Raw genomic sequence first — 22,736 nt, forward strand, 5'->3', positions numbered from 1 at the left:
CTCATCGGCATATCGGCGTTAATACTGATCGGGAGCGGCCCTAAAGAGGGCCGTAACACTTTTTTCGGTAGTTGCCTGGGGTCACGTCGGTGAGCCGCTTGAAGTTTTTAATGAACAGACTGACGTCGCCATAGCCAGAATCAAAGGCGATATCGGAAACTGAATAGTTGGTGACCTCCAGCTGCGTCTTGGCGAAGTTGATGCGGATCTCGTTGATCACCTGCATCGGCGTCTTCTGGTAGTAGCGCCGCATCGCCCGGGTCAGATATTCCTGGGTTTTCCCCGACAGCGTCACCATGTTCGCCAACGCCCTTTCGCCGAACATCGCCTTGTCATGCATGCCGGCGAGGGTGTTCTTCAGCCACTGCGGGATATCATCGCCGCCGTCATTGTCTTCTTTATAGTGACGAATACGGCTGATCACATAGAAGGTCAGCGTTTCGAGAAATTCGGCGAAGTCATCCTCGCGAAACTGTGGCGAACTCACCACCGACTCGATGTAGGCCAAGAACTCGCTTCTCAGGCTGTAGGCCTGCGAGGCGACAAAGCAACGCGGCAGCTGCTGCAAATAGTGCTCTTCAAAGAACGCTTTGCTGACCGCCACGTTGAAGATTTTCGTCGCGCCGAACTCGTAAAAGCTCTGGTGGTAGGAGCCGATAGGGATAAAGACGAAATCCCCGCGTTCCAGCAGCACCCGCTTGCCGTTGATCTCCTGATAACATTTGCCGCTCAGCACGATGGTGAACTCGTAATAATCGTGCTGATGCAGCCCGGTGGCGCTTTCCACCTTGTTGTAGATGAACAGGTGAAAGTCTTTGCAGTTAAAGAAATCCTGCTCGCGAATCAGCTTCACGTCGTTGGCACTCAGCGAAATTCGGTTATCGGACACGGCGCCGGCCTCCCGTTAGTCAAACCCGTTGCGTCTGGCCGCCTCGGCAAACCAGTAGCCGCTTTTTTTGATGGTGCGGCGCTGATCCGCCCGAACCAGCCGCACCAGCCCATAACGATTCTTGTAGGCATTCAGCCAGGACCAGCAGTCGATAAAGGTCCACAGATGATAGCCCTTGCACTGCGAGCCTTCCGCCAGCGCGCGGTGCAGCCACTTCAGATGCTCGCGAATAAAGTCGATGCGGTAATCGTCCTCCACCCGCCCATCGGCGCCGATAAACGCCTCTTCGCCCTCGACGCCCATGCCGTTTTCGGAAATATAACAAGGCAGATTGCCGTAGTTCTCTTTCAGATCCATCAGGATGTCGTACAGCCCCTTCTCGTAGATCTCCCAGCCGCGGTGCGGATTGATTTTGCGGCCCGGCATTGCATAGTAACTGAACAAATCCTCCGGCGATGCGATCGGCCCCTCGGCACGACGCCCCGCTTTCGCCTGTACCCTGCGCGGCTGGTAGTAATTGACGCCGAGGATATCCACCACGCCGCCTTCGATCAGCGGCGCATCCTGCGGCTCGCAGTAGGGCATCAGCCCATGGCGCTCCAGCAAGTGCAGCAACGCCGCCGGATAACGCCCTTTGGCGACCGGATCGAGGAAACTGCGGTTGAGCAGCAGATCGGCGTCGTGTGCGGCCTGCCGATCCTCCGGCGCGTCGGAGCGCGGATAGGTCGGGCTCAGATTCAGAATAATGCCGATGCTCCCCGGCAGCCCGCGCGCTCTGAAACGCTGCACCGCCATGGCGTGCGCCAGTACGCTGTGATACGCCACGGTGATCGCCCGTTTGAAATCCACCACGCAAGGGTAATGCAGGTCATTCAGGTAACCGGCCTCCACCGGCACGATCGGCTCGTTGAAGGTGAACCAGTGGGTGATCCGATCGCCAAACAGACCGAAGCAGATGTCGGCATAACGCGCATAGGCTTCGACCACTGCCCGGTTTTCCCAGCCGCCGCGCTGCTGCATGCACAGCGGCATATCGAAGTGATAGAGATTGATAAACGGGGTGATGCCCTGCGCCAGCAGCTCGTCGATCATCGCGTTATAGAAGGCCACCGCCTGCGGGTTCACCTCGCCGTCGCCGTCCGGGATCAGCCGCGACCACGAAATCGAGGTTCTGAAGGTATTGTGGCCCAGCGTTTTGAGCAGCCCGATATCGGTACGGAAATGGTCGTAAAAGGTCGAGGCCTCGGCCGGCCCCACCCGATCGTGAAAGCGCTCGGGCGCAATCTCGTACCAATAATCGAAGATATTGCGGCTCTTGCCGTCCCGCGCTGCCGCACCTTCAGACTGCGGCGCGGAGGTGGCGCTGCCCCACCAGAACCCGTCGGCAAATTGATATTCCATACTCGTGTCCCTCGCGGGGCGGCCGCGCCGCCCCGTTCCACAGTTAGAATTTCAGCGCCTTGGCGATGTCTTCTTCGCTTTCCGTCGCCGCGTCGATCTGGCTCTGCGCCTTGTTGGAGATCGCCACGAACGGCAGATAAATCACGGTGGCGACCGCCAGGTTGAACAGGCTCAGCAACATGGCCATGATGCTGCCGTTGGTGTTGAAGAATGCCCCCAGGCCGACCGGCATGGTCCAGGGCGCAATGTTGGTGATCGGCGGGATCAGCCCGGAGTAATAAGCCAGCGAGGTGATAATGGTCAGTACCGGCTGCACCAGGATGAACGGAATGAACATCACCGGGTTCATGATCACCGGCAGGCCGAACAGAATCGGTTCGTTGATCTGGAAGATGCCGGACGGCGTCGCCAGCTTGGCGACCTGGCGGTAATCTTCGCGGCGCGAGGCGATGAAGATGGCGATAATCAGACCCAGCGTCGAGCCGGTGCCGCCAAGGTAGATGTAGGAGTCGACGAACGGTTTCGCCCACATATGGAACTCTTTGCCGGCGGCCACCGCCGCTTCGACCGAACCGTATTTGTTGTACAGCTCCACGTTTTCCAGCGCGAACGGCGTCATGATGCCGCTGTCCAGCGCCGCCAGCGCCATGGAGCCGTGCACCCCGAAGAACCACAGCAGCGAGGAGAACAGCACGTAAACCCAGCCCACCACGCTGCCCATCTTGGCCAGCGGCGCCGAAATGCCGTCCATGATGATCTGGTGGAAGTTGGTGCCCCAGTGCGCCAGCGCGAACGCCACCAGCCCCATGATGGAGAGGATGATGAAACCGGGGATCAGCGCCGAGAAAGAGCGCGACACCGAAGCCGGCACGCTGTCCGGCAAGCTGATCACCCAGTTGCGCCGTACGATGAAAGCAAACATCTCAGCCACCGCCAGCCCGATCACCATACCGGAAATGATGTTGGCGCCGCCCAGCCAATTGGCGCCCACCGCATAGGCCTCGCCGACGTTGAACGGCGTGACGGTCATGAAGGCCGCCACCGCCAGCAGCGCCGAGGCCAGTGGATCGACCTTGCGCTCTTCGGCCAACGCCATGCTGATAAAGAACGGCGTCATCAGGGACATGATCCCTAGCGTACCGTTATAAACGCTGCCACCAATGCTCTTCAGGCTATTCAGCGTCTCGATGGTGGAGGCGTCCAACCTTACACCCAACGAATAGAAAAACGATCCCTCGCCGAAGCTCAGGAACACGTTGTTGATCAACACGAACATCGCCCCGGTCAAGGTCAGCGGCATCAGGCGGATAAAGCCGTTCTTGATGGCGTTGACATGGGGCTGCTTACCGATTTTTACGGCGAAAGGCAGGATAACCTTCTCGAGCGAGGCAATGAGGGTATTCACGGCGGCCTCCTGTTATTGATTGGCTTTCTTGATGGCGGCCACCGCGGCCTTCAGTACGCCCAGCCCATCGACCTTGCCGTACAACAGCGGATCGATGACTTCAACAGGTTTATTGGGCAGCTGTTTCTGCACTTCCGGCAGGGTGTAGGCGATCTGCGGCCCCAGCAGGATCAGATCCGCTTCAACGCCTTTCTCCGCGGCCAGCGCTTCCGGATAGGCGGCGATGATCACCGGCACTTCATATTTTTCGGCCTGCGCCTTCATTTTTGATACCAACAGGGAAGTGGACATACCGGCAGAACAAAACAGATAGATTTTTTTCTTTTCCATACCAAGCACCTCAGATAATCAAAAAAACCCGGTGTTATTTGTATGCCAGATGCAATCACGATTGCTTCACGCACATTCCTTATGAAAATTTCCGTCACGTTGCCCTGGTTACAGACAGTATACGGAGCATGAAAAACGGATCGGTAAGCCAAGAGGATAGAGAACCGTCTCTCATTGACCTGATGGATTGACCCTCTTCACATTCTGCACAAAAAAATAGTGTGACCGGGCTCTCAAATAACCGCTAATAACTCAGAATATTCTTAATAAATAATCAAATAACAATTATAAACAGTAAGTTATGAACTCGCTGAGAATTTAAGAGGTTATTTGCGCCTGAACAAACGGCGAGGGAATAAAAATAGTTCAAGCTTGATTCGGCTGCTGCCATCCGAACGCGACGGCAGCAGGCAAAGAGGATTACATGGGCAGACGCAGCAACTCGATCACCGTGGCCAGCGCCACGGAATGGTTCCTGCGGTTGGGGTAATAGAGGTAAAAACCGGGAAACGGCGTGCACCAGTCGGCCAGCACCCGCCGCAGCCGCCCGCTCGCCAGGTATTCTTCCACCTCCTGCTCGATGGCAAAAGCGATGCCGACGTTCGCCAGCGCCGCCTGCACCATCATCCTGCCGTCATCGAGTATCAACGGGCTGTTAACCGCCACAGAAAATCGCTGCTCCCCCTGCTGAAAAGCCCATTTGTAGCGCTCGCCTGAAGAGGCTTTGCGCCAACCGATGCAACGGTGCTGCAGTAAATCCCGCGGATGCGTCGGCTCGCCGTGCCGCTGAAAATAGTCCGGCGTGGCGACGATGGCGAAACGCAGATCCGGTGTCAGGCGCACCGCGCGCATATCGTTATGCAGGTCCTCACCGAGCCGGATGCCGGCGTCAAAACCTTGCTCGACGATATTGGCGAACCCCTCGTCCGCCACCACTTCCAGCGTAATGCCGGGGTATTCGCTGGCCAACCGCCCCAGATGCGGCACGATGGCGAGATCGATCGCAGAACGCGGCGCGTTGATGCGCACCAGGCCGCGCGGCCCTTCGCGAAACGCATTCAGGCTCTCCAGCGCGGCGTCGATGTCGGTAAAAGCCGGCACCAGCTGCGCCAGCAGATGCTCTCCGGCCTCCGTCGGCGAGACGTTGCGGGTGGTGCGGTTCAGCAGGCGAATGCCCACCTGCGCTTCAAGTTCGCGCAGGGTGTGGGTCAGCGTCGGCGGCGTCACGCCCAATCGGGCGGCGGCACGGCGGAAGCTGCGTTCACTGGCGATAGCCACGAAGGCCGCCAGGCCGGACAGTTCGGGTTTCTTCATGCTATTGATATAAATTATCTAATAGTGAGATGAATTTTTAGCGGATAGTTATCCGTCATCTAACAACATAGCATTGCGATCGAACCCATTACCAGGTATCGATGCGATGATTAATGCTACAGCTCCAACCCATGAAACGCCGCGCCGTCTGGCAGACAAAGTCGTACTGGTGAGCGGCGGCGGTACCGGTATCGGCCGCGCTGCGGCGCTGGCCTATGCCCGCGAGGGCGCCAAAGTCGCACTGGTCGGCCGGCGCGCGGCGGAGATCGAAGCCACGGCGCGCGATATCGCGCTGGCCGGCGGTGACGCCCTGCCCATCGTGGCCGACGTCTCCCTGGAAGACGATATCCGTAGGCTGCTCGCCGCAGTGACCGCCCACTACGGCCGGCTCGACGTCGCTTTCAACAACGCCGGCATCATCGGCAACTTCGCCCCCATCACCGAACAGAGCAGCGAGGATTTTGACCGCGTGATCGCCATTAACCTCAGAGGCGTCTGGCTGGCGATGAAATACGAGATTGAAACCTTCCTGGCACAGCATTCAGGCGGCGTGATCATCAACACCTCCTCCTGGCTGACCCACGGCGCGCTGGCCGGCTCATCCAGCTACTCCGCCAGCAAAGGCGCGCTCGATGCGATGATCCGCGCGGTGGCGCTCGAATACAGCGGCCAGGGCATCCGCGTCAACAACATCAACCCCGGCATCATCGACACGCCGATGGCGCGCGGCAGCGTGGCCGACAGCGCGGCGTTCGCGCCCTTTATCGCCCATACGCCCGCCGGCCGCTTGGGCGAATCAGAAGACATCGGCGATGTGGCGCTGTGGTTGGCGACGGACGAGGCCCGCTTCATCACCGGCCAAAGCCTGTTGGTGGACGGCGGTTACACTATCGCCGGCATGCGTTGAGGAGACGATGCCATGAACTACGTTCGGCTTGGCGACAGCGGCCTGCAGGTGTCCCGCCTCTGCCTGGGTTGCATGACCTACGGCGATCCGGCCTGGCGGCCCTGGGTGCTGAAAGAAGATGAAGCGCGCCCCTTTATCCGCGAGGCGCTGGAAGCGGGCATCAATTTTTTCGATACCGCCAACATTTACTCCGGCGGAGAAAGCGAGCGCATTCTCGGCCGCGCGCTGAAGGCGTTCGCCCGCCGTGAAGACGTGGTGATCGCCACCAAGGCCTACTTTCCGATGGACGCGCAGCCGAACAGCCGGGGGCTGTCGCGCAAGCACCTGCTGCACAGCGTCGACGCCTCTTTGCAGCGGCTGGGGACGGATTACCTCGATCTGTTTGTGCTGCACCGCTTCGACACCGAAACGCCGATCGAAGAAACCACCGATACCCTCGACGGCCTGGTGCGGGCGGGCAAGATCCGCTATCTCGGTGCCTCCTCGCTGCACGCCTGGCGCCTGATGAAAATGCTGGCCTTTCAACGTCAGCACCGCCTGGCGCCGTTTATTTCGCTGCAGAGCCAATACAACCTAGTGACGCGTGAAGATGAAGAGGAGCTGATCCCGCTGTGTCTGGAGGAGGGGCTCAGCCTGACGCCCTGGTCGCCGCTGGCCCGCGGCGTGCTGGCCGGCTCCGGCAACGCCGGCACGCTGCGCGCCGCCACCGACGAACAGGCGCCCCGTTGGTACGGCGGCAGAAACGAAGTGGAACGCACCGTCGCGGCGGTCGCGGAGGTGGCGGCCGCGCGCGGCGTTCCACCGGCGCAGATCGCGCTGGCCTGGCTGCTGGCCAAACCCGGCGTGGCGTCGCCGCTGGTGGGCATGTCCAAGCCGCACCATCTGCAGGATGCGCTGGCGGCGCTCAATCTCAGCTTATCGCCGCAAGACGTGGCCGCGCTGGAGGCGCCGATGGCGCACGCTGCCCGTCCCGATCGCTGGTAGCCCCTTTTCCGTCATTCCAGGAGAGAAGACATGTCATATGCGCTTACCGCGCGAGCAGCGTTGTTCACCCTCGCCGCCGCACTCCCCCTGACCACTCCGGCGCAGGCCGCCGCCAATACCCACTGCGCCGAAAGCAGCATGACGCTGCCGCCCGGCGCGCTTTATCCCAACGGCATCGCCCGCGCGGCGGACGGCACGTTGTATGTCGGCCTGATCACCAGCGGCAACGTGCTGCGCAAGCGGCCGGGTAAAGCGTGGGAAACCTTTTTCCCTGGCGCTGACACGGTGTTCGCCTCAAACGCGCTGCGGCTGGACGAACGGCGCGGGTTGCTGTGGGGCAATTCGCCGGACTTCCTTTCCGGCGGCAAAACGCGCGCCAACCGCATCTATGCGCTGAACGTCGCGGATGGCACCCTCAACCGCAGCCTGGCACTGCCGACGGGGGAAATGGGCAACGATATCGTGCTCGGCGCAGACGGCACGGTGTACGTAACGGAAACCCGCGGCGGCGGCATCCTGCGCCTGCGGCCGGGCGAAGCGGCATTCAGTACGCTGTTTCAGGATGCGCGATTGGCGGCCCCCAGCGGGCTGGGCGCCGCCGGGATCGTGCTGCTCGACGATCGGCTGATGGCTGTCGCCAATTTCGGCACCGGTAAGCTTTATACCCTCAGCTATAACGATCCGCAGCCGCAGCTGACGGAAATGCAGCTGCCGCGCCTGATTGAAAACCCGGACGGAATGGGATTGGCGCCGGACGGCGCGCTGATCGTGCTGGAAAACGGGATCCAGAGCGGCCAAGGGCGGATCCTGCGGATCCCGTCACCCAAGGCGGCAGGGATGCACCAACTTGAGGTCTTGCGCGAAGGCATGGAGTCGCCGGTTAACCTGACTATCACCCCGCAAGGCTGCGCCTTCGTCAGCGAGTCGCGTATCCGCCACCGTCTGCTGCCCGGCCATGAAACCGAAGTGCCCGACAGTTTCCGCCTCTATCAACTGCCCCTGCCTCTCACCGCCGCGCAATAAAGTCGCCGCCCCACTGCGGGCGGCGACTTGCGTTGTTGCCCGCAGGCGAACGACAATCTCGCTGCGTTACAAACCGGCCTTGCGCAGCGCTTCCCATTTTTACCTGTGACAGCCGATTGCCCGCTAGGCTAGTATAAGCGTCTGTGCAAACCTCGGGTTTGAGCGCGCCGTTTGGCGTTTTGATGATTTGATTTGCGCCGCCCGGCAAGCGCTAAAAGGGGCGGCGTCTGCTGAAACAATGTGATAGCGAATGACGACAATGAAAATCACAGTTCCTTTTACATTCAATGGATTGGAAAAATAATCGCATGAATAGCACCGATAAACTCGATTCGCACACGCCGATGATGCAGCAGTACCTGCGCCTCAAGGCCCAGCATCCTGAAATCCTGCTGTTCTACCGCATGGGCGACTTCTACGAGCTGTTTTACGATGACGCCAAGCGCGCTTCCCAACTGCTGGATATCTCGCTGACCAAACGCGGCGCCTCGGCGGGTGAACCGATCCCGATGGCCGGCGTGCCGCACCACGCGGTGGAGAACTACCTGGCCAAGCTGGTGCAGCTTGGCGAGTCCGTCGCCATCTGTGAGCAGATCGGCGATCCGGCCACCAGCAAAGGGCCGGTCGAGCGCAAAGTGGTGCGTATCGTCACCCCCGGTACCATCACCGACGAAGCGCTGCTGCAAGAACGCCAGGACAACCTACTGGCGGCGATCTGGCAGGATGCGCGCGGCTTCGGTTATGCCACGCTGGACGTCAGCTCCGGCCGCTTCCGCGTCGCCGAGCCGCAGGATCTGGAAACCATGGCCGCCGAGCTGCAGCGCACCAATCCGGCCGAGCTGCTCTACCCGGAAACCTTCGAACAAATGGCGCTGATCGAACAGCGCCACGGCCTGCGCCGCCGTCCGCTGTGGGAATTCGAACTGGAGACCGCACGCCAACAGCTCAACCTGCAGTTCGGCACCCGCGATCTGACCGGCTTCGGCGTCGAGCAGGCGCACCAGGCGCTGCGCGCCGCTGGCTGTCTGCTGCAGTACGTCAAAGATACTCAGCGTACTTCGCTGCCGCACATTCGCGGCATCACCATGGAGCGTCAGCAGGACGGCATCATCATGGACGCCGCCACCCGCCGCAACCTGGAGCTGACGCAGAGTCTGTCCGGCAGCAGCGACAACACGCTGGCGGCGATCCTCGATCGCACAGTCACGCCGATGGGCAGCCGCATGCTGAAACGCTGGCTGCACATGCCGACCCGAGACATCAAGGTGCTGACCGCCCGCCAACAGGCGATCGGCGCATTGCAGGAGCTGTTCGCCGATCTGCAGCCTTCGCTGCGCCAGGTGGGCGATCAGGAGCGAATTTTGGCGCGCCTGGCGCTGCGTACCGCGCGTCCGCGCGATCTGGCGCGCATGCGTCATGCTTTCCAGCAATTGCCGGACATCCGCGCGCTGCTGCAAGACGTGGACACCCCGCACGTGCAGCAGCTGCTGGCGCAGGTGGGCCAGTTCGACGAGCTGCGCGAGCTGCTGGAGCGCGCGGTGATTGAATCGCCGCCGGTATTGGTGCGCGACGGCGGCGTGATCGCCCCCGGTTACAACAGCGAGCTGGACGAGTGGCGCGCGCTGGCCGATGGCGCCAGCGACTACCTCGACCGGCTGGAGATCCGCGAGCGTGAAAAGCTGGGGCTGGATACGCTCAAGGTCGGTTTTAACGGCGTACATGGCTACTACATTCAGGTGAGCCGCGGCCAAAGCCATCTGGTGCCGATCCACTATGTGCGCCGCCAGACGTTGAAAAACGCCGAGCGCTACATCATCCCGGAATTGAAAGAGTACGAAGACAAAGTGCTCACCTCCAAGGGCAAGGCGTTGGCGATCGAGAAAAGCCTGTACGACGAACTGTTCGATCTGCTGCTGCCGCACCTGGCGGAGCTGCAGCAGAGCGCCACCGCACTGGCCGAGCTGGACGTGCTGGCCAACCTGGCCGAGCGCGCCGATACCCTGAACTACGCTTGCCCGACCATGAGTGAGCAGCCGGGGATCCGCATTACCGAAGGCCGCCACCCGGTGGTGGAGCAGGTGCTGAGCGAACCGTTTATCTCCAACCCGCTCACCCTGTCGCCGCAGCGCCGCATGCTGATCATTACCGGCCCGAACATGGGCGGTAAAAGCACCTATATGCGGCAAACGGCGCTGATCGTGCTGATGGCGCACATCGGCAGTTACGTGCCGGCCACCAAGGCCACCATCGGCCCGGTGGATCGCATCTTCACCCGCGTCGGCGCGGCGGACGATCTGGCTTCCGGCCGCTCCACCTTCATGGTGGAGATGACCGAAACCGCCAACATCCTGCACAACGCCACCGAGCACAGCCTGGTGTTGATGGATGAAATCGGCCGCGGCACCTCCACCTACGACGGCCTGTCGCTGGCCTGGGCCTGCGCCGAGAACCTGGCTAACCGCATCAAGGCGATGACGCTGTTCGCCACACACTACTTCGAACTGACGACGCTGCCGGAGAAAATGGAAGGCGTGGTCAACGTGCATCTGGACGCGCTCGAACATGGCGACACCATCGCCTTCATGCACAGCGTGCAGGACGGTGCCGCCAGCAAAAGCTATGGCCTGGCGGTCGCCGCACTGGCCGGCGTGCCGCGCGACGTCATCAAGCGCGCCCGCCAGAAGCTGCGCGAGCTGGAGTCTATCTCCAGCCACACCGCATCGGGCAGCGTCGATGCCACCCAGATGACGCTGTTGCAGGAAGAGACCTCGCCGGCGGTTGAAGCCCTGGAAGCACTGGATCCGGATTCCCTGTCGCCGCGCCAGGCGCTGGAATGGATCTACCGGCTGAAAAATATGGTGTAGTCAGGCGCCAGACGCAGGCATAAAAAAACGGTGAGCATAATGCTCACCGTTTTTATTTGATGCGGTTCAACAACCGGCGTTATTCGCGGAACAGCGCCTCAATGCTCAGGCCCTGCATCTGCAGAATCTCACGCAGACGGCGCAGACCTTCAACCTGAATCTGACGGACGCGCTCGCGCGTCAGGCCAATCTCCCGGCCTACGTCTTCCAGCGTCGCCGCTTCATAGCCCAGCAGGCCGAAACGACGCGCCAACACTTCACGTTGTTTGGCGTTCAGTTCGAACAACCATTTGACGATGCTTTGTTTCATATCATCGTCTTGCGTGGTGTCTTCAGGCCCGTTGTCCTTCTCGTCGGCCAGAATGTCCAGCAGCGCTTTCTCCGAATCCCCGCCCAGCGGCGTATCTACCGAAGTGATGCGCTCATTCAGGCGCAGCATGCGGCTGACGTCATCCACCGGCTTGTCGAGTTGCTCGGCAATCTCTTCAGCGCTCGGTTCATGATCCAGCTTGTGGGAAAGCTCGCGTGCGGTGCGCAGATAGACATTCAGTTCTTTGACGATATGGATAGGCAAACGAATAGTACGGGTTTGGTTCATGATCGCCCGTTCAATCGTCTGACGGATCCACCAGGTTGCATAAGTGGAGAAGCGGAAACCGCGTTCCGGGTCGAATTTTTCCACTGCGCGAATCAAACCGAGGTTACCTTCTTCGATCAGATCCAGCAGCGCCAGACCGCGGTTGCTGTAGCGGCGGGCGATTTTCACCACCAGCCGCAGGTTGCTTTCAATCATGCGACGGCGGGACGGCACGTCACCGCGCAGAGCACGCCGCGCAAAATAGACTTCTTCCTCTGCGGTCAGCAGAGGTGAATAACCGATCTCACCCAGATAGAGCTGCGTCGCATCCAATACGCGTTGCGTAACGCCTTGAGACAACAGCTCTTCTTCCGCTAAATCGTTCTCGCTGGTCTCTTCTTCTACCAGCGCTTTTTCATCAAACGACTCGGCCTCAGCTCCATTCTCGTCGAAATCCGCATCATCATGTAACTCGTTAACTTTCAGCGTATTTTGGCTCATATGCTGCTCCTACCCGTGATACCGCGAGCAGAATCTCAGCGTATTCTGCCCAATCTATCGCTGCGGAAGATAACGCAGCGGGTTTACGGATTTCCCCTTGTAACGAATTTCAAAATGCAAACGTACTGAACTGGTACCGGTGCTACCCATGGTGGCTATTTTTTGACCCGCCTTCACTTCTTGTTGTTCCCGGACCAGCATTGTGTCGTTATGAGCGTAGGCGCTCAGGTAATCATCATTATGTTTGATGATGATTAGATTACCGTAACCCCGCAAAGCGTTGCCTGCATACACTACGCGACCATCGGCGGTAGCGAAGATAGGCTGCCCACGAGAACCGGCGATATCGACACCTTTATTCCCACCTTCTGATGAGGAAAAGTTATCAATAACCTTACCGTCAGTCGGCCATCTCCAGGTACTGACCGGAGCGCTGTTGCTGACGGTGCTGCTCACGGGTGGAGCGGCTTCCGGCGCGGTAACAGGCGCAGTCGCGGTCCCAACCGCTGCGGCACCTGCTGCAGGTAACATCTTACCTACATTCTGTTTACCCGAGTTTTCAGAATACGCGTTAGTTGATTGAGAATCAACCGTTGCCGTCTGGATCTGGGCGCTGGAAGGTGGCTTCGGAACGCCGCCTTTGGTCGCGTCTGTCGTCGCCAACATGCCGCCGCCGCCGTTGGCAGAACCATTACCAAGCTGAATGGTTTGACCAACATTCAGGCTATATGGCTCGGGAATATTGTTGCGCTGAGCCAGGTCGCGGAAATCATTGCCGGTGATCCAGGCGATGTAAAACAGCGTGTCGCCGCGCTTGACCGTATAAGTTTCACCGCCGCTGTAGCTCCCTTTTGGGATGGCGTTATAACTACGATTATAGACAATGCGGCCCTCTGGGCTGGCCTGCTGCACTCCGCCATTATTATTGCCGGATGGAACGGCGCCGCCGCCCACACTGCTGATAGGGGCCGACGTCGAGGCCGTATTCGTACAACCCGCCAACCACAAACTTACCATCGTACACACCGCTACCCGGCGTAACGTAATCATTGGGCTTCCCGTGCTCATGCTTCCCCCATGACAGCAATATCAGTGATATATCCAAAATACCCTTTACATCGTAGCCGAGCTTTTGCCACTTCCCAGTTTCTGCGATGTAAAGGCGCCGCCGGCCGATCCCTGAACGCCAGGTCATCTCCCGCCGGAGCATCAAAACGCGCGCCAATGCTAACCACATTGGCGTCGCCGCACCATAAGACAACTACGTAGAAAGGCCAATTCTAGTGAAAATTAGCCTGATTGGAACGAGAAAACCTTATCCGCACGTGATGAAAGTGCAACAGATTTTGCAGACGGTCGAAAAATCAGACAATCGCTAGGCCAATTCGCCTTTCACCAGCGGCACAAAGCGCACCGCTTCTACCGCATCGACCACGAAATCGTTGCCATGACGCTGAATGCGTTTGAGGGTTTGGGCCTGCTCGCCCACCGGCAACACCAAAATGCCGCCGTCGTCCAGCTGCTCCACCAGCGCCTGCGGGATCTCCGGCGGCGCGGCAGTGACGATGATCGCATCGAATGGGCCGCGCGACGCCCAGCCCTGCCAGCCGTCGCCGTGGCGAGTGGAAACATTATGAAGATCGAGCTGCTTCAGGCGGCGCTTGGCCTGCCACTGCAGCCCCTTGATGCGCTCGACAGAACAAACGTGTTGCACCAGATGCGCCAGGATGGCGGTTTGATAACCGGAACCGGTGCCGATCTCCAGCACTCTTGAGGTGGGCTTCAGATTCAGCAGCTCGGTCATCCGCGCCACCATATAAGGCTGAGAAATGGTCTGGCCAGAGCCGATCGGTAATGCAGTGTTTTCGTAGGCTTTGTGATCCAGCGCTTCGTCGACAAAACGCTCGCGCGGCACCGCCTCGATCGCTCTCAGCAGCTTTTCGTCCCGGATCCCTTGCTGACGCAGCTGCGTCAGCAATGTTTGCATACGCTTGTTCACCATTCCCCGCTAACCTCTGCCTTGGTTAACCATGTTGTCACGACTTCCTGCGCCGCGTAGGCGGTCAAATCCACCTGTAGCGGCGTGATCGCCACATAGCCTTGTTCCACCGCCGCAAAGTCGGTATCCGGCCCGACATCAAATTTATCACCAGGCGGCCCGATCCAGTAGAGATTTTGTCCACGCGGATCCTGCTGGCAGAAGACCTTATCGGCAGGATGACGGCTGCCACAGCGAGTGACGCGCAGGCCTTTGATCTCCGCCAGCGGCAAATCCGGCACGTTGATATTCAGGATTTTTCCGGTGCGTAACGGTTCACGCTGCAGCGCACGCAGGATGCGGCAGGTAATGGCCGCTGCGGTTGCGTAGTGTTGGTGACCGTTCAGAGACACCGCCAGTGCGGGCAGCCCCAGGTGCCGGCCCTCCATCGCCGCCGCGACGGTGCCGGAATAGATGACGTCATCACCTAAATTCGGTCCGGCGTTAATGCCGGAGACGACGATATCCGGCGCCGGGCGCATCAATGCGTTGACGCCAAGATAAACGCAGTCGGTCGGCGTCCCCTGCAGCACCGCGATATCGCCGTTGGCCAGCGTCTGCGTGCGCAGCGGCGACTCCAGCGTCAGGGCGTTGGAAGAACCGCTGCGGTTACGATCCGGCGCCACGACCTGCACCTCGGCGAACTCCCGCAGCGCCGCCGCCAGCACCTGAATGCCCGGGGCGCTAACGCCGTCATCGTTACTCAGCAATATCCGCATCACTGTTATCCTGCTGCATGATTTCGCGAACTACGCTGGTGGCGAAGCTGCCTGCTGGCAGCCAGAAGCGCAGTTCCACGGTAACGTCATCCCACCAGTTCCACTGCAAATTTTGCGGCTGCAACAGCAGGGCCCGACGAGCGGGTTCGACACGCTCGCGCTTTAAAAGCGTAAGCAATTCCGGTTGTTCCGCCAAGCATTGTTGTTCAAAAGCCAAGGCTTTGCCGGCGGTGCCTGGCTCACCGTCGCCCGGCAACGCCGCGGTGACAACCAACTCGCCGGCATCCAGCCGTTGCTGCAACGTCTCCAGCTCATCGGCCTTGGCGACGAACCAGCTGCCGCGGCCGCTCAACTGCAGGGCATCCCCCTCCAGCACGGTGCGCTGCAGGCCGTCGGCCAGGCGCCGGCCGACTATCAGATTGAACAGCGCGCTGCGGCTGGCGGAAAGGTAGAAGCTGCGTTTGCTGCGCTCTTTGACGCGGATTTCGTCGTTTGCCCAGCGACGCGCCATCACCAGATTGTTGCCGCCGCGGCCGAAGCGCTGGCTGCCGAAATAGTTTGGCACGCCCTGCGCGGCGATGGCCTGCAGACGGTTTTCCACGTCCTGACGATCGGAAATGTGGCGCAGCACCAGCGTAAAGTGGTTGCCCTTCAGGTTGCCGATACGCATTTTGCGCAGGTGGCGGGCGAACGAGAGCACCTCGCAGCCTTCCAGCGCAAACTGTGAGAAATCCGGCGTGTCTTTGCCCGGCATATGCAGGCAGAACCACTGTTCGGTCACCGCGTGGCGATCCTTCAAGCCCGCATAGCTGACGGAACGGGCGTGAATACCGGCGAAGCGCGCCAGATAGTCGGCCACGAACTGGGTATTGCAGCCGTTTTTACGGATGTTCACCAGCACATGCTCGCCTTCGCCGTCCGGCGCAAAGCCCAGGTCTTCCACCACCACGAAGTCTTCCGGATTGGCTTTCAACACCCCGGTGCTCTGCGGCCGGCCATGCAGCCAGGTCAGTTTCGCCATATCCATGCGGTTATTCCTTGATCAGCAAGGCGACCGCTTCGCAGGCGATGCCCTCGCCGCGCCCGGTGAAGCCGAGCTGCTCGGTGGTCGTGGCCTTCACGTTGACGTCATCCATATGGCACTGCAGATCTTCCGCCAGGAAGACGCGCATCTGCGGGATGTGCGGCGCCATTTTCGGCGCCTGAGCGATAATCGTGATATCGAGGTTACCGAGGCGGTATCCTTTGGCACGGATACGTTTCCAGGCTTCGCGCAGCAGCTCGCGGCTGTCCGCGCCCTTGAAAGCCGGATCGGTATCGGGGAACAGCTTGCCGATATCGCCCAGCGCCGCAGCGCCCAGCAAGGCGTCGGTCGCGGCGTGCAGCGCAACGTCACCGTCCGAGTGGGCCAGCAAACCTTTGTCGTAAGGGATGCGAACGCCACCGATCACCAACGGGCCTTCGCCGCCGAATTTATGTACGTCAAAACCGTGACCGATACGCATGATGCGCTCCTTAATTGTCTAACTGAGTCAAATAGAACGCCGCCAGCGCCAAATCCTCCGGCCGCGTTACTTTAATGTTGTCCGCCCGGCCGGCGATCAGCTGCGGATGATAACCGCAATGCTCCAGCGCCGAGGCTTCGTCGGTGACGTTCGCACCTTCATCCAGCGCGCGCTGCAGGCACTGCTTGAGCAGCGGCAGCGGAAACAGCTGCGGCGTCAGCGCGTGCCACAGATCCTGCCGTTCGACGGTGTGGGCGATGGTTTCGCGGCCGGGTTCGGCGCGTTTCATGGTGTCACGCACCGGCGCGGCGAGAATGCCGCCGACCTTGCTGTGTGCGGTGATCGCCAGCAGGCGCTCGAGATCGTCGGCGTGCAGGCAGGGGCGTGCAGCGTCGTGCACCAGTACCCAGTCCGCATCGCCCGCCAGTTTAAGTCCGGCCATCACCGAATCGGCGCGCTGTTTGCCGCCCTGAGTGACGGTCACCCGCGGATCCTGGGCGATCGGCAACTGTTCGAACTGGCGATCTTCCGGGCCGATCGCCACGATCACCCGCTCGATGCGCGGGTGGCGCAACAGGGCATGGATAGCGTGTTCGACGATGCTGTGCCGGCCGATGGTTAAATATTGCTTCGGGCATTCCGCCTGCATGCGGCTGCCGATACCGGCAGCGGGCAGGACGGCAATCACCGAGGGAAAGGTGCCTGCGGAGTGATTCATGCGTTATTTTTGTGCGTTATTTTGCGAGGAAGACGCCGCGTTGCGTCTGGATTGGTCAGGAACCAGACGATAGAAAGTCTCACCGGGCTTGATCATGCCCAGCTCATTACGCGCTCGCTCTTCGATCGCTTCCTGACCGCCGTTCAAATCATCGATTTCGGCAAACAGCTGATCGTTACGCGCTTTCAACTTGGCGTTACTGCCCTGTTGGACCGCAACGTCTTCATTGACTCGCACGTAATCGTGAATACCATTTTTGCCCAGCCACAGTGAATACTGTAACCAACCGAGCAATGCCAGCAATAGCAGCGTAAGTTTTCCCATCTCCGCCCCCTGAAAAACCGACCAATCATCCCACAACTTCTCGTTGGACTCCACACTGAGAGCGGCATTTCAGCGCCAAATTCAGAATACGGATGAAGGGTTCCCGAGTTTATCGCCTAATTCCGTGGTGAAAGCGGCAAAAAAAGCCCCTTTTGCCCGGCACGCGCGGCGCATTTTCCGATGAGACACGCACTGCCCTTTTCCCATTATGCAGCAAGAACCACTGCATCGCCGCTTGCTGACCCATTTCTTACGCCAAAGCAACGTCAAAAGTGAATATTTAACACCATAGAAAGAATAATTATCATGCAGTGGTTGCACTTTCATTCATTGGAGCTTATTTTTATGCACTCATAGTGCATAAATAATTCCAATATATAACCATTCATTATCGGGGATCGCGATGTTAAAACGTTTAGTTCTGATCGGCGCCTGCCTGGCCGCCACCTTCTCCACCGCCGCGTTAGCGGCTGAAACGACCTACGTCGTCGGCTCCGGCGGCACCTATCGGCCGTTCGAGTTTGAAAACAGCCAAAAGCAGCTGGAAGGTTTCGACATCGACATCATCAAAGCGGTGGCCAAGGCCGAAGGCTTCCAAATCAAACTGATCAATACGCCGTGGGAGGGGATCTTCGCCACGTTGAATTCCGGCGATCGCGACATCATCATTTCCGGCATCACCATCACCGACAAGCGCAAGCAAATGGTTGATTTCTCAGCGCCTTACTTCCCGGCCGAACAGGCTATCGTGGTGCCGCAAGACTCGACGGTGGACTCCATCGCCGCGCTCAAGGCGCTGAAGGTCGGCGTGGTGAACTCCAGCACCGGCGACATCGTGGTGTCCGACGTGCTGGGTAAAAACAGCACCGCTATCAAGCGCTTCGACAATACCCCGCTGATGCTGCAAGAGCTGTATGAAGACGGCATCGGCGCGGCGGTCGGCGACGTCGGCGTGGCCAAGTTCTATATCAAAACCCACCCTGAGAAAGCCTTCAAGTTGGTGCCCGACGCCAAGTTTGAGCGCCAGTATTTCGGCATCGCCGTCGCCAAAGGCAACGATGAGCTGCGCAACAAAATCAACGCCGGCCTGAAGAAAATCGTCGCCGACGGCACCTACGCCAAGATCTACCAAACCTGGTTCGACAGCAACGTACCGACGCTGCCGGCGGAATAATGCCCTGCCGCCGGCGCCCGCATGGGCGTCGGCGCGCCACCGTTTCAGCCTACCAAGAAGGAACACCCTTTGAACTTCCGCTGGGAGATCATCCAGGAATACGCGCCGTTGTTTATGGAAGGCGCCTGGATGACCATCAAATGCACCATTATCTGCGTGCTGCTGGGCACCACCTGGGGCTTGATCCTCGGGCTGGGCCGCTTGGCGCAGGCGCCGCACGGCATCTGGAAGCCCATCCTGCATTACGGCGTTCAGTGGCCGGTACGCATCTACATCAGCGCCTTTCGCGGCACGCCGCTGTTCGTGCAGATCATGGTGGTGCACTTTGCATTGGTGCCGCTGTTCATCAATCCGCGCGACGGCCTGTTGGTCACCAGCGGCCTGATGAGCGTCGATTTCGCCCGTGCTCTGCGCGCCGACTACGGTGCCTTTCTTTCCTGCGTGGTGGCGATCACGCTCAACGCCGGCGCCTATGTGTCGGAGATCTTCCGCGCCGGGATCCAATCGATCGATCGCGGCCAGATGGAGGCTTCGCGTTCGCTGGGCATGAGCTACGGCAAGACCATGCGACAGGTTATCTTGCCGCAGGCCTTCCGCCGCATGCTGCCGCCGCTGGGCAACAACGCCATCGCGATCGTCAAGGATTCGTCGCTGGCCTCCGCCATCGGCCTGGCGGATCTGGCCTATGCCGCCCGTACCGTCTCCGGCGCCTACGCCACTTACTGGGAGCCCTATCTGACCATTTCGCTGGTCTATTGGGTCATCACCTTCCTGCTCTCGCTGCTGGTGCAACACATGGAAAAGAGGTTCGGTAAAAGTGATTCGCGTACATAACCTGCAAAAACAGTTCGGCGAGAGCCACGTGCTGCGCGGCATTTCCTGTCAGATCGCCGCCAATGAAGTGGTGTGCGTCATCGGCCCTTCCGGCTCAGGGAAGAGCACCTTCCTGCGCTGTATCAACGCGCTGGAAACGCTCTCCGGCGGCGAGATCGAGGTGAATGGCTTCGCTGTCCACGATCAGAAAACCGACCTGAACAAAATGCGTGAAAGCGTGGGCATGGTATTTCAGCGCTTCAACCTGTTCCCGCACATGACGGTGTTGGAAAACATCATCATGGCACCGGTAAGCGTGAAGAAACTGCCGCGCGCCGAAGCCATTACGCAAGCTGAACAGCTGCTGCGCAAGGTCGGCCTGCTCGACAAGATTGACGCCTACCCCAACAGCCTGTCCGGCGGCCAGCAGCAGCGGGTGGCGATCGCCCGCGCGCTGGCGATGGAACCGAAGATCATGCTGTTCGACGAACCGACCTCCGCGCTCGATCCGGAGCTGGTGGGCGAAGTATTGGCAGTGATGAAATCGCTGGCCCACGAGGGCATGACCATGGTGGTCGTCACGCATGAGATGGGCTTTGCCCGCGAGGTGGCCGACCGGGTGCTGTTTATCGATCAGGGGATCATTCAGGAGGAAGGCGCACCGCAGCAGATCTTCAGCCATCCGACTAATCCGCGCACTCAGGCATTTCTAAGCAAAGTTTTGTAACCTTCGGCACCGCTTTGCAATCCTTCGGGCGCCGGCATCGGCGCCCGCTCCCTCACCACCCGGTCAGGAAGCTGAACACCAGCCAGAACAGGCACAGCACAATGGTGCCGGTCAACAGCAGCGTCAAGATCAGACGACCGCGCAGCAGCATGCTGAGGGTGATGCCGATCAACACCGACAGCGGCATCAGCGCCAGGAAGAATGGCCAGGTATAAAGCAGGAAAAACAGCGTGTTGGAACCGTAAACCAGAAACGGCAACGCGAACGCCAGCCAGTAGAAAACAAAGCCGCTGACGCCGCCCAGGAAAGAATAAGAAGGCTCCTCTCTCTCCTGTTTTGATTGCTTGGCGTCGATCAAGATAGGCGTGACATTTTGCATAGTGATCCCTGGTTATTCGGCTCGCTCTGCGGCGGCTTAGAGTAAAAAGCGCATGGCGAAAAACGCCACACGCTTTTTTTGAATTCAGGGTTTGATAATAGCCTGACCACGCAACACGTCTAACAATTGCGCAATCAAATTTGTTACCAATTGTTGGCCATCAAGGTGGATTTCCGGCTGCTGCGGCGCCTCGTAAACCGCGTCGATACCGGTGAAATTGCGCAGCTCGCCGGCGCGCGCTTTCTTATACAATCCCTTCGGATCGCGCGCCTCGCAGATCGCCAACGGCGTATCGACAAACACCTCGATAAAGCGATCGTCGCCGAGCATCTCGCGCACCATTTGCCGCTCGGCGCGGTGCGGCGAAATGAACGCGGTCAGCACCACCAGCCCGGCGTCCACCATCAGCTTGGCCACTTCCCCCACCCGGCGAATGTTCTCGCGCCGATCCTCGTCGGAGAAGCCGAGATCGCGGCACAGGCCATGGCGCACGTTATCGCCGTCCAGCAGGTAGGTGCTGACGCCGAGCCCATGCAGCGCCTGCTCCAGCGTGCCGGCGACGGTGGATTTGCCCGAGCCGGACAGCCCGGTAAACCACAGCACCGCGCCGCGATGGCCGTTGCGCGCTTCGCGATCCGCGCGCGTCACCGCGTGCGGATGCCAAACCACATTTTCGTCGTCCGGCCCGGTCGCCCTCAGTTCAACGGCCACCTTATCGGCCACCGAGCAGATCGCGCGCGCCCCAGTGCGGGAAGTGCTTGCGCACCAGCGCATTCAGCTCCAGCTCGAAGGCGCTGAATTCGCCGCGCGCCGCCGATGCGGCCTGCAGCGTCTCACGCACCAGACCGGCACCAACCGTCACGTTGCTCATGCGATCGATAAAGATCAGCCCGCCGGTGTCGTGATTGTTCTGGTAGCTGTCCAGCACCAGCGGTTCGTCGAAGGTCAGTTCCACCAATCCGATGCCGTTGAGCGGCAACGTGTCGGCCGGATGCTGCGTCAGCGTATTGATCTCCACCTGATGACGGATGCTCTCCACGCGTGCGCGGGTCTTTTTACCGGCGATCTTGATGTCGTAGCTCTGGCCCGGCACCAACGGCTGCTCGGCCATCCATACTACGTCCACCAGCGCGCTCTGCGCCGCCTGCAGACTTTCGCCGGCGTCGACCAGCAGATCGCCCCGGCTGATGTCCACTTCATCCTTCAGCACCAGCGTAATCGCCTCGCCCGGCACCGCTTCTTGCAGATCGCCGTCGAAGGTCACGATGCGCGCCACGCTGGACTCCACACCGGAAGGCAGCACTTTGACCCGTTGCCCAACCCGCACCACGCCGGCAGACAGCGTGCCGGCATAGCCGCGAAAATCGAGGTTCGGGCGGTTGACGTACTGCACCGGGAAACGCAGCGGCTGGTTTTCTCGCTCGCTGATCACGTCAACGCTCTCCAGTACTTCCAGCAGCGTCGGGCCGCTGTACCACGGCATATGGGCGCTTTCGCTCGCCACGTTGTCGCCGTCCAGCGCCGACAGCGGCACAAATTTGATGTCCAGGTCGCCTGGCAGCTGCTGGGCGAAGGTCAGGTAATCCTGTTTGAACTGCTCGAACACCGCTTCCTGATAGTCCACCAGATCCATCTTGTTCACCGCGACCACCAGATGGCGAATGCCCAGCAGGGTCGCGATAAAGCTGTGGCGGCGAGTCTGATCCAGCACCCCTTTGCGAGCGTCGATCAGCAGGATCGCTAGATCGCAGGTAGAGGCACCGGTGGCCATGTTGCGGGTGTACTGCTCATGCCCCGGGGTATCGGCGATGATAAACTTGCGTTTTTCGGTCGAGAAGTAGCGATAGGCCACGTCGATGGTGATGCCTTGTTCGCGCTCGGCCTGCAGGCCGTCCACCAGCAGCGCCAGATCGAGCTTCTCGCCCTGGGTGCCGATGCGTTTGCTGTCGCTGTGCAGCGTCGACAGCTGATCCTCGTAGATCTGGCGGGTATCGTGCAGCAGGCGGCCGATCAGGGTGCTTTTGCCGTCGTCGACGCTGCCGCAGGTCAGAAAGCGCAGCAGGCTCTTGTGCTGCTGCGCGTGCAGATAGGACTCGACGCCGCCCTGGTCAGCGATTTGTTGTGCAATTGCGTTGTTCATCCGG

23 protein-coding genes are annotated in these 22,736 nt (G+C 60.0%); 7 read left to right on the forward strand and 16 right to left on the reverse strand.

Annotated features, from left to right (window positions below; all coding sequences use genetic code 11):
* Positions 1–40: 40 nt before the first annotated feature.
* The 5 genes from chbR to ACJ8J4_RS14530 all read right to left on the reverse strand — a co-directional run bounded on the left by chbR (position 41) and on the right by ACJ8J4_RS14530 (position 5,339).
* Complete coding sequence (gene chbR, locus ACJ8J4_RS14510) at positions 41–889, reverse strand: transcriptional regulator ChbR (RefSeq protein ID WP_264383800.1); 849 nt, start codon at positions 887–889, stop codon at positions 41–43.
* Positions 890–904: 15 nt separating this feature from the next.
* A complete protein-coding gene (locus ACJ8J4_RS14515) occupies positions 905–2,290 on the reverse strand; it encodes a glycoside hydrolase family 1 protein (protein ID WP_264383799.1) in 1,386 nt (461 codons plus the stop codon).
* A 43-nt stretch (positions 2,291–2,333) separates the two neighbouring features.
* A complete protein-coding gene (chbC, locus tag ACJ8J4_RS14520; protein WP_016929034.1) occupies positions 2,334–3,695 on the reverse strand; it encodes a PTS N,N'-diacetylchitobiose transporter subunit IIC in 1,362 nt (453 codons plus the stop codon).
* 12 nt (positions 3,696–3,707) lie between these two features.
* Positions 3,708–4,025, reverse strand: a complete 318-nt coding sequence (locus ACJ8J4_RS14525; protein ID WP_004932561.1) for a PTS sugar transporter subunit IIB — start codon at positions 4,023–4,025, stop codon at positions 3,708–3,710.
* 420 nt (positions 4,026–4,445) lie between these two features.
* Positions 4,446–5,339: a LysR family transcriptional regulator gene (locus ACJ8J4_RS14530; RefSeq protein ID WP_025301628.1), complete on the reverse strand. Its 894-nt coding sequence runs from the start codon at positions 5,337–5,339 to the stop codon at positions 4,446–4,448.
* A gap of 106 nt (positions 5,340–5,445) precedes the next feature.
* On the opposite strand from ACJ8J4_RS14530, the gene ACJ8J4_RS14535 reads away from it, so the two are divergent.
* From ACJ8J4_RS14535 to mutS, 4 genes are all read left to right on the forward strand, one after another.
* Entirely contained in the window at positions 5,446–6,246 is an 801-nt protein-coding gene (locus tag ACJ8J4_RS14535) for an SDR family NAD(P)-dependent oxidoreductase (protein WP_049294839.1), read from the forward strand.
* A 12-nt stretch (positions 6,247–6,258) separates the two neighbouring features.
* Positions 6,259–7,230, forward strand: a complete 972-nt coding sequence (locus tag ACJ8J4_RS14540; RefSeq protein ID WP_025301626.1) for an aldo/keto reductase — start codon at positions 6,259–6,261, stop codon at positions 7,228–7,230.
* 30 nt (positions 7,231–7,260) lie between these two features.
* Positions 7,261–8,253: a Vgb family protein gene (locus tag ACJ8J4_RS14545; protein WP_226905936.1), complete on the forward strand. Its 993-nt coding sequence runs from the start codon at positions 7,261–7,263 to the stop codon at positions 8,251–8,253.
* 308 nt (positions 8,254–8,561) lie between these two features.
* Positions 8,562–11,117, forward strand: a complete 2,556-nt coding sequence (gene mutS / locus ACJ8J4_RS14550) for a DNA mismatch repair protein MutS (RefSeq protein ID WP_197836204.1) — start codon at positions 8,562–8,564, stop codon at positions 11,115–11,117.
* 79 nt (positions 11,118–11,196) lie between these two features.
* On the opposite strand, the gene rpoS is transcribed toward mutS, so the two are convergent.
* The 8 genes from rpoS to ftsB form a co-directional block, all read right to left on the reverse strand.
* Positions 11,197–12,195 carry an RNA polymerase sigma factor RpoS gene (gene rpoS / locus ACJ8J4_RS14555; RefSeq protein ID WP_004932578.1) on the reverse strand — a complete coding sequence of 333 codons (999 nt, stop codon included), beginning with the start codon at positions 12,193–12,195 and terminating at the stop codon, positions 11,197–11,199.
* A gap of 54 nt (positions 12,196–12,249) precedes the next feature.
* On the reverse strand, positions 12,250–13,245 hold the full coding sequence (gene nlpD / locus ACJ8J4_RS14560) for a murein hydrolase activator NlpD (protein ID WP_025301622.1): 996 nt from the start codon (positions 13,243–13,245) through the stop codon (positions 12,250–12,252).
* 325 nt (positions 13,246–13,570) lie between these two features.
* Positions 13,571–14,197 (reverse strand): protein-L-isoaspartate(D-aspartate) O-methyltransferase, encoded by a 627-nt coding sequence (locus ACJ8J4_RS14565; RefSeq protein ID WP_004932585.1) that lies wholly within the window; start codon positions 14,195–14,197, stop codon positions 13,571–13,573.
* Positions 14,191–14,952 carry a 5'/3'-nucleotidase SurE gene (gene surE, locus ACJ8J4_RS14570; protein WP_038628899.1) on the reverse strand — a complete coding sequence of 254 codons (762 nt, stop codon included), beginning with the start codon at positions 14,950–14,952 and terminating at the stop codon, positions 14,191–14,193. The genes ACJ8J4_RS14565 and surE overlap by 7 nt, the downstream gene beginning before the upstream one ends.
* Positions 14,933–15,979: a tRNA pseudouridine(13) synthase TruD gene (gene truD, locus ACJ8J4_RS14575; RefSeq protein ID WP_025301620.1), complete on the reverse strand. Its 1,047-nt coding sequence runs from the start codon at positions 15,977–15,979 to the stop codon at positions 14,933–14,935. The genes surE and truD overlap by 20 nt, the downstream gene beginning before the upstream one ends.
* 4 nt (positions 15,980–15,983) lie before the next feature.
* Positions 15,984–16,457, reverse strand: coding sequence for a 2-C-methyl-D-erythritol 2,4-cyclodiphosphate synthase (gene ispF, locus ACJ8J4_RS14580; protein ID WP_004932594.1), 474 nt, complete (start codon positions 16,455–16,457; stop codon positions 15,984–15,986).
* A 10-nt stretch (positions 16,458–16,467) separates the two neighbouring features.
* Positions 16,468–17,175, reverse strand: a complete 708-nt coding sequence (gene ispD / locus ACJ8J4_RS14585) for a 2-C-methyl-D-erythritol 4-phosphate cytidylyltransferase (RefSeq protein WP_025301619.1) — start codon at positions 17,173–17,175, stop codon at positions 16,468–16,470.
* Between the two features lie 3 nt (positions 17,176–17,178).
* Entirely contained in the window at positions 17,179–17,499 is a 321-nt protein-coding gene (ftsB, locus tag ACJ8J4_RS14590; protein WP_021505314.1) for a cell division protein FtsB, read from the reverse strand.
* A gap of 403 nt (positions 17,500–17,902) precedes the next feature.
* Between ftsB and ACJ8J4_RS14595 the strand changes: the two genes are divergently transcribed.
* The 3 genes from ACJ8J4_RS14595 to ACJ8J4_RS14605 are packed head-to-tail and all read left to right on the forward strand — an operon-like array spanning position 17,903 to position 20,213.
* A complete protein-coding gene (locus ACJ8J4_RS14595) occupies positions 17,903–18,673 on the forward strand; it encodes a basic amino acid ABC transporter substrate-binding protein (protein ID WP_025301618.1) in 771 nt (256 codons plus the stop codon).
* A 21-nt stretch (positions 18,674–18,694) separates the two neighbouring features.
* The gene (locus tag ACJ8J4_RS14600) at positions 18,695–19,507 is read left to right on the forward strand and encodes an amino acid ABC transporter permease (RefSeq protein WP_049204754.1); all 813 of its coding nucleotides are present in this window, start codon (positions 18,695–18,697) and stop codon (positions 19,505–19,507) included.
* The gene (locus tag ACJ8J4_RS14605; protein WP_043135839.1) at positions 19,491–20,213 is read left to right on the forward strand and encodes an amino acid ABC transporter ATP-binding protein; all 723 of its coding nucleotides are present in this window, start codon (positions 19,491–19,493) and stop codon (positions 20,211–20,213) included. Before ACJ8J4_RS14600 ends, ACJ8J4_RS14605 begins: the two co-directional genes overlap by 17 nt.
* Before the next feature lie 52 nt (positions 20,214–20,265).
* Here ACJ8J4_RS14605 and ACJ8J4_RS14610 read toward each other — a convergent pair whose 3' ends face one another.
* From ACJ8J4_RS14610 to cysN, 3 genes are all read right to left on the reverse strand, one after another.
* Positions 20,266–20,592 carry a DUF3561 family protein gene (locus tag ACJ8J4_RS14610; RefSeq protein ID WP_025301616.1) on the reverse strand — a complete coding sequence of 109 codons (327 nt, stop codon included), beginning with the start codon at positions 20,590–20,592 and terminating at the stop codon, positions 20,266–20,268.
* A gap of 84 nt (positions 20,593–20,676) precedes the next feature.
* Positions 20,677–21,366 carry an adenylyl-sulfate kinase gene (gene cysC, locus ACJ8J4_RS14615; RefSeq protein ID WP_080287102.1) on the reverse strand — a complete coding sequence of 230 codons (690 nt, stop codon included), beginning with the start codon at positions 21,364–21,366 and terminating at the stop codon, positions 20,677–20,679.
* Positions 21,305–22,732, reverse strand: coding sequence for a sulfate adenylyltransferase subunit CysN (cysN, locus tag ACJ8J4_RS14620; RefSeq protein ID WP_043135846.1), 1,428 nt, complete (start codon positions 22,730–22,732; stop codon positions 21,305–21,307). The genes cysC and cysN overlap by 62 nt, the downstream gene beginning before the upstream one ends.
* Positions 22,733–22,736 lie beyond the last annotated feature (4 nt).

Origin of the sequence: Serratia sp. CY47280 (assembly GCF_052168655.1) — a bacterium.
GTDB classification, from domain to species: domain Bacteria; phylum Pseudomonadota; class Gammaproteobacteria; order Enterobacterales; family Enterobacteriaceae; genus Serratia; species Serratia bockelmannii.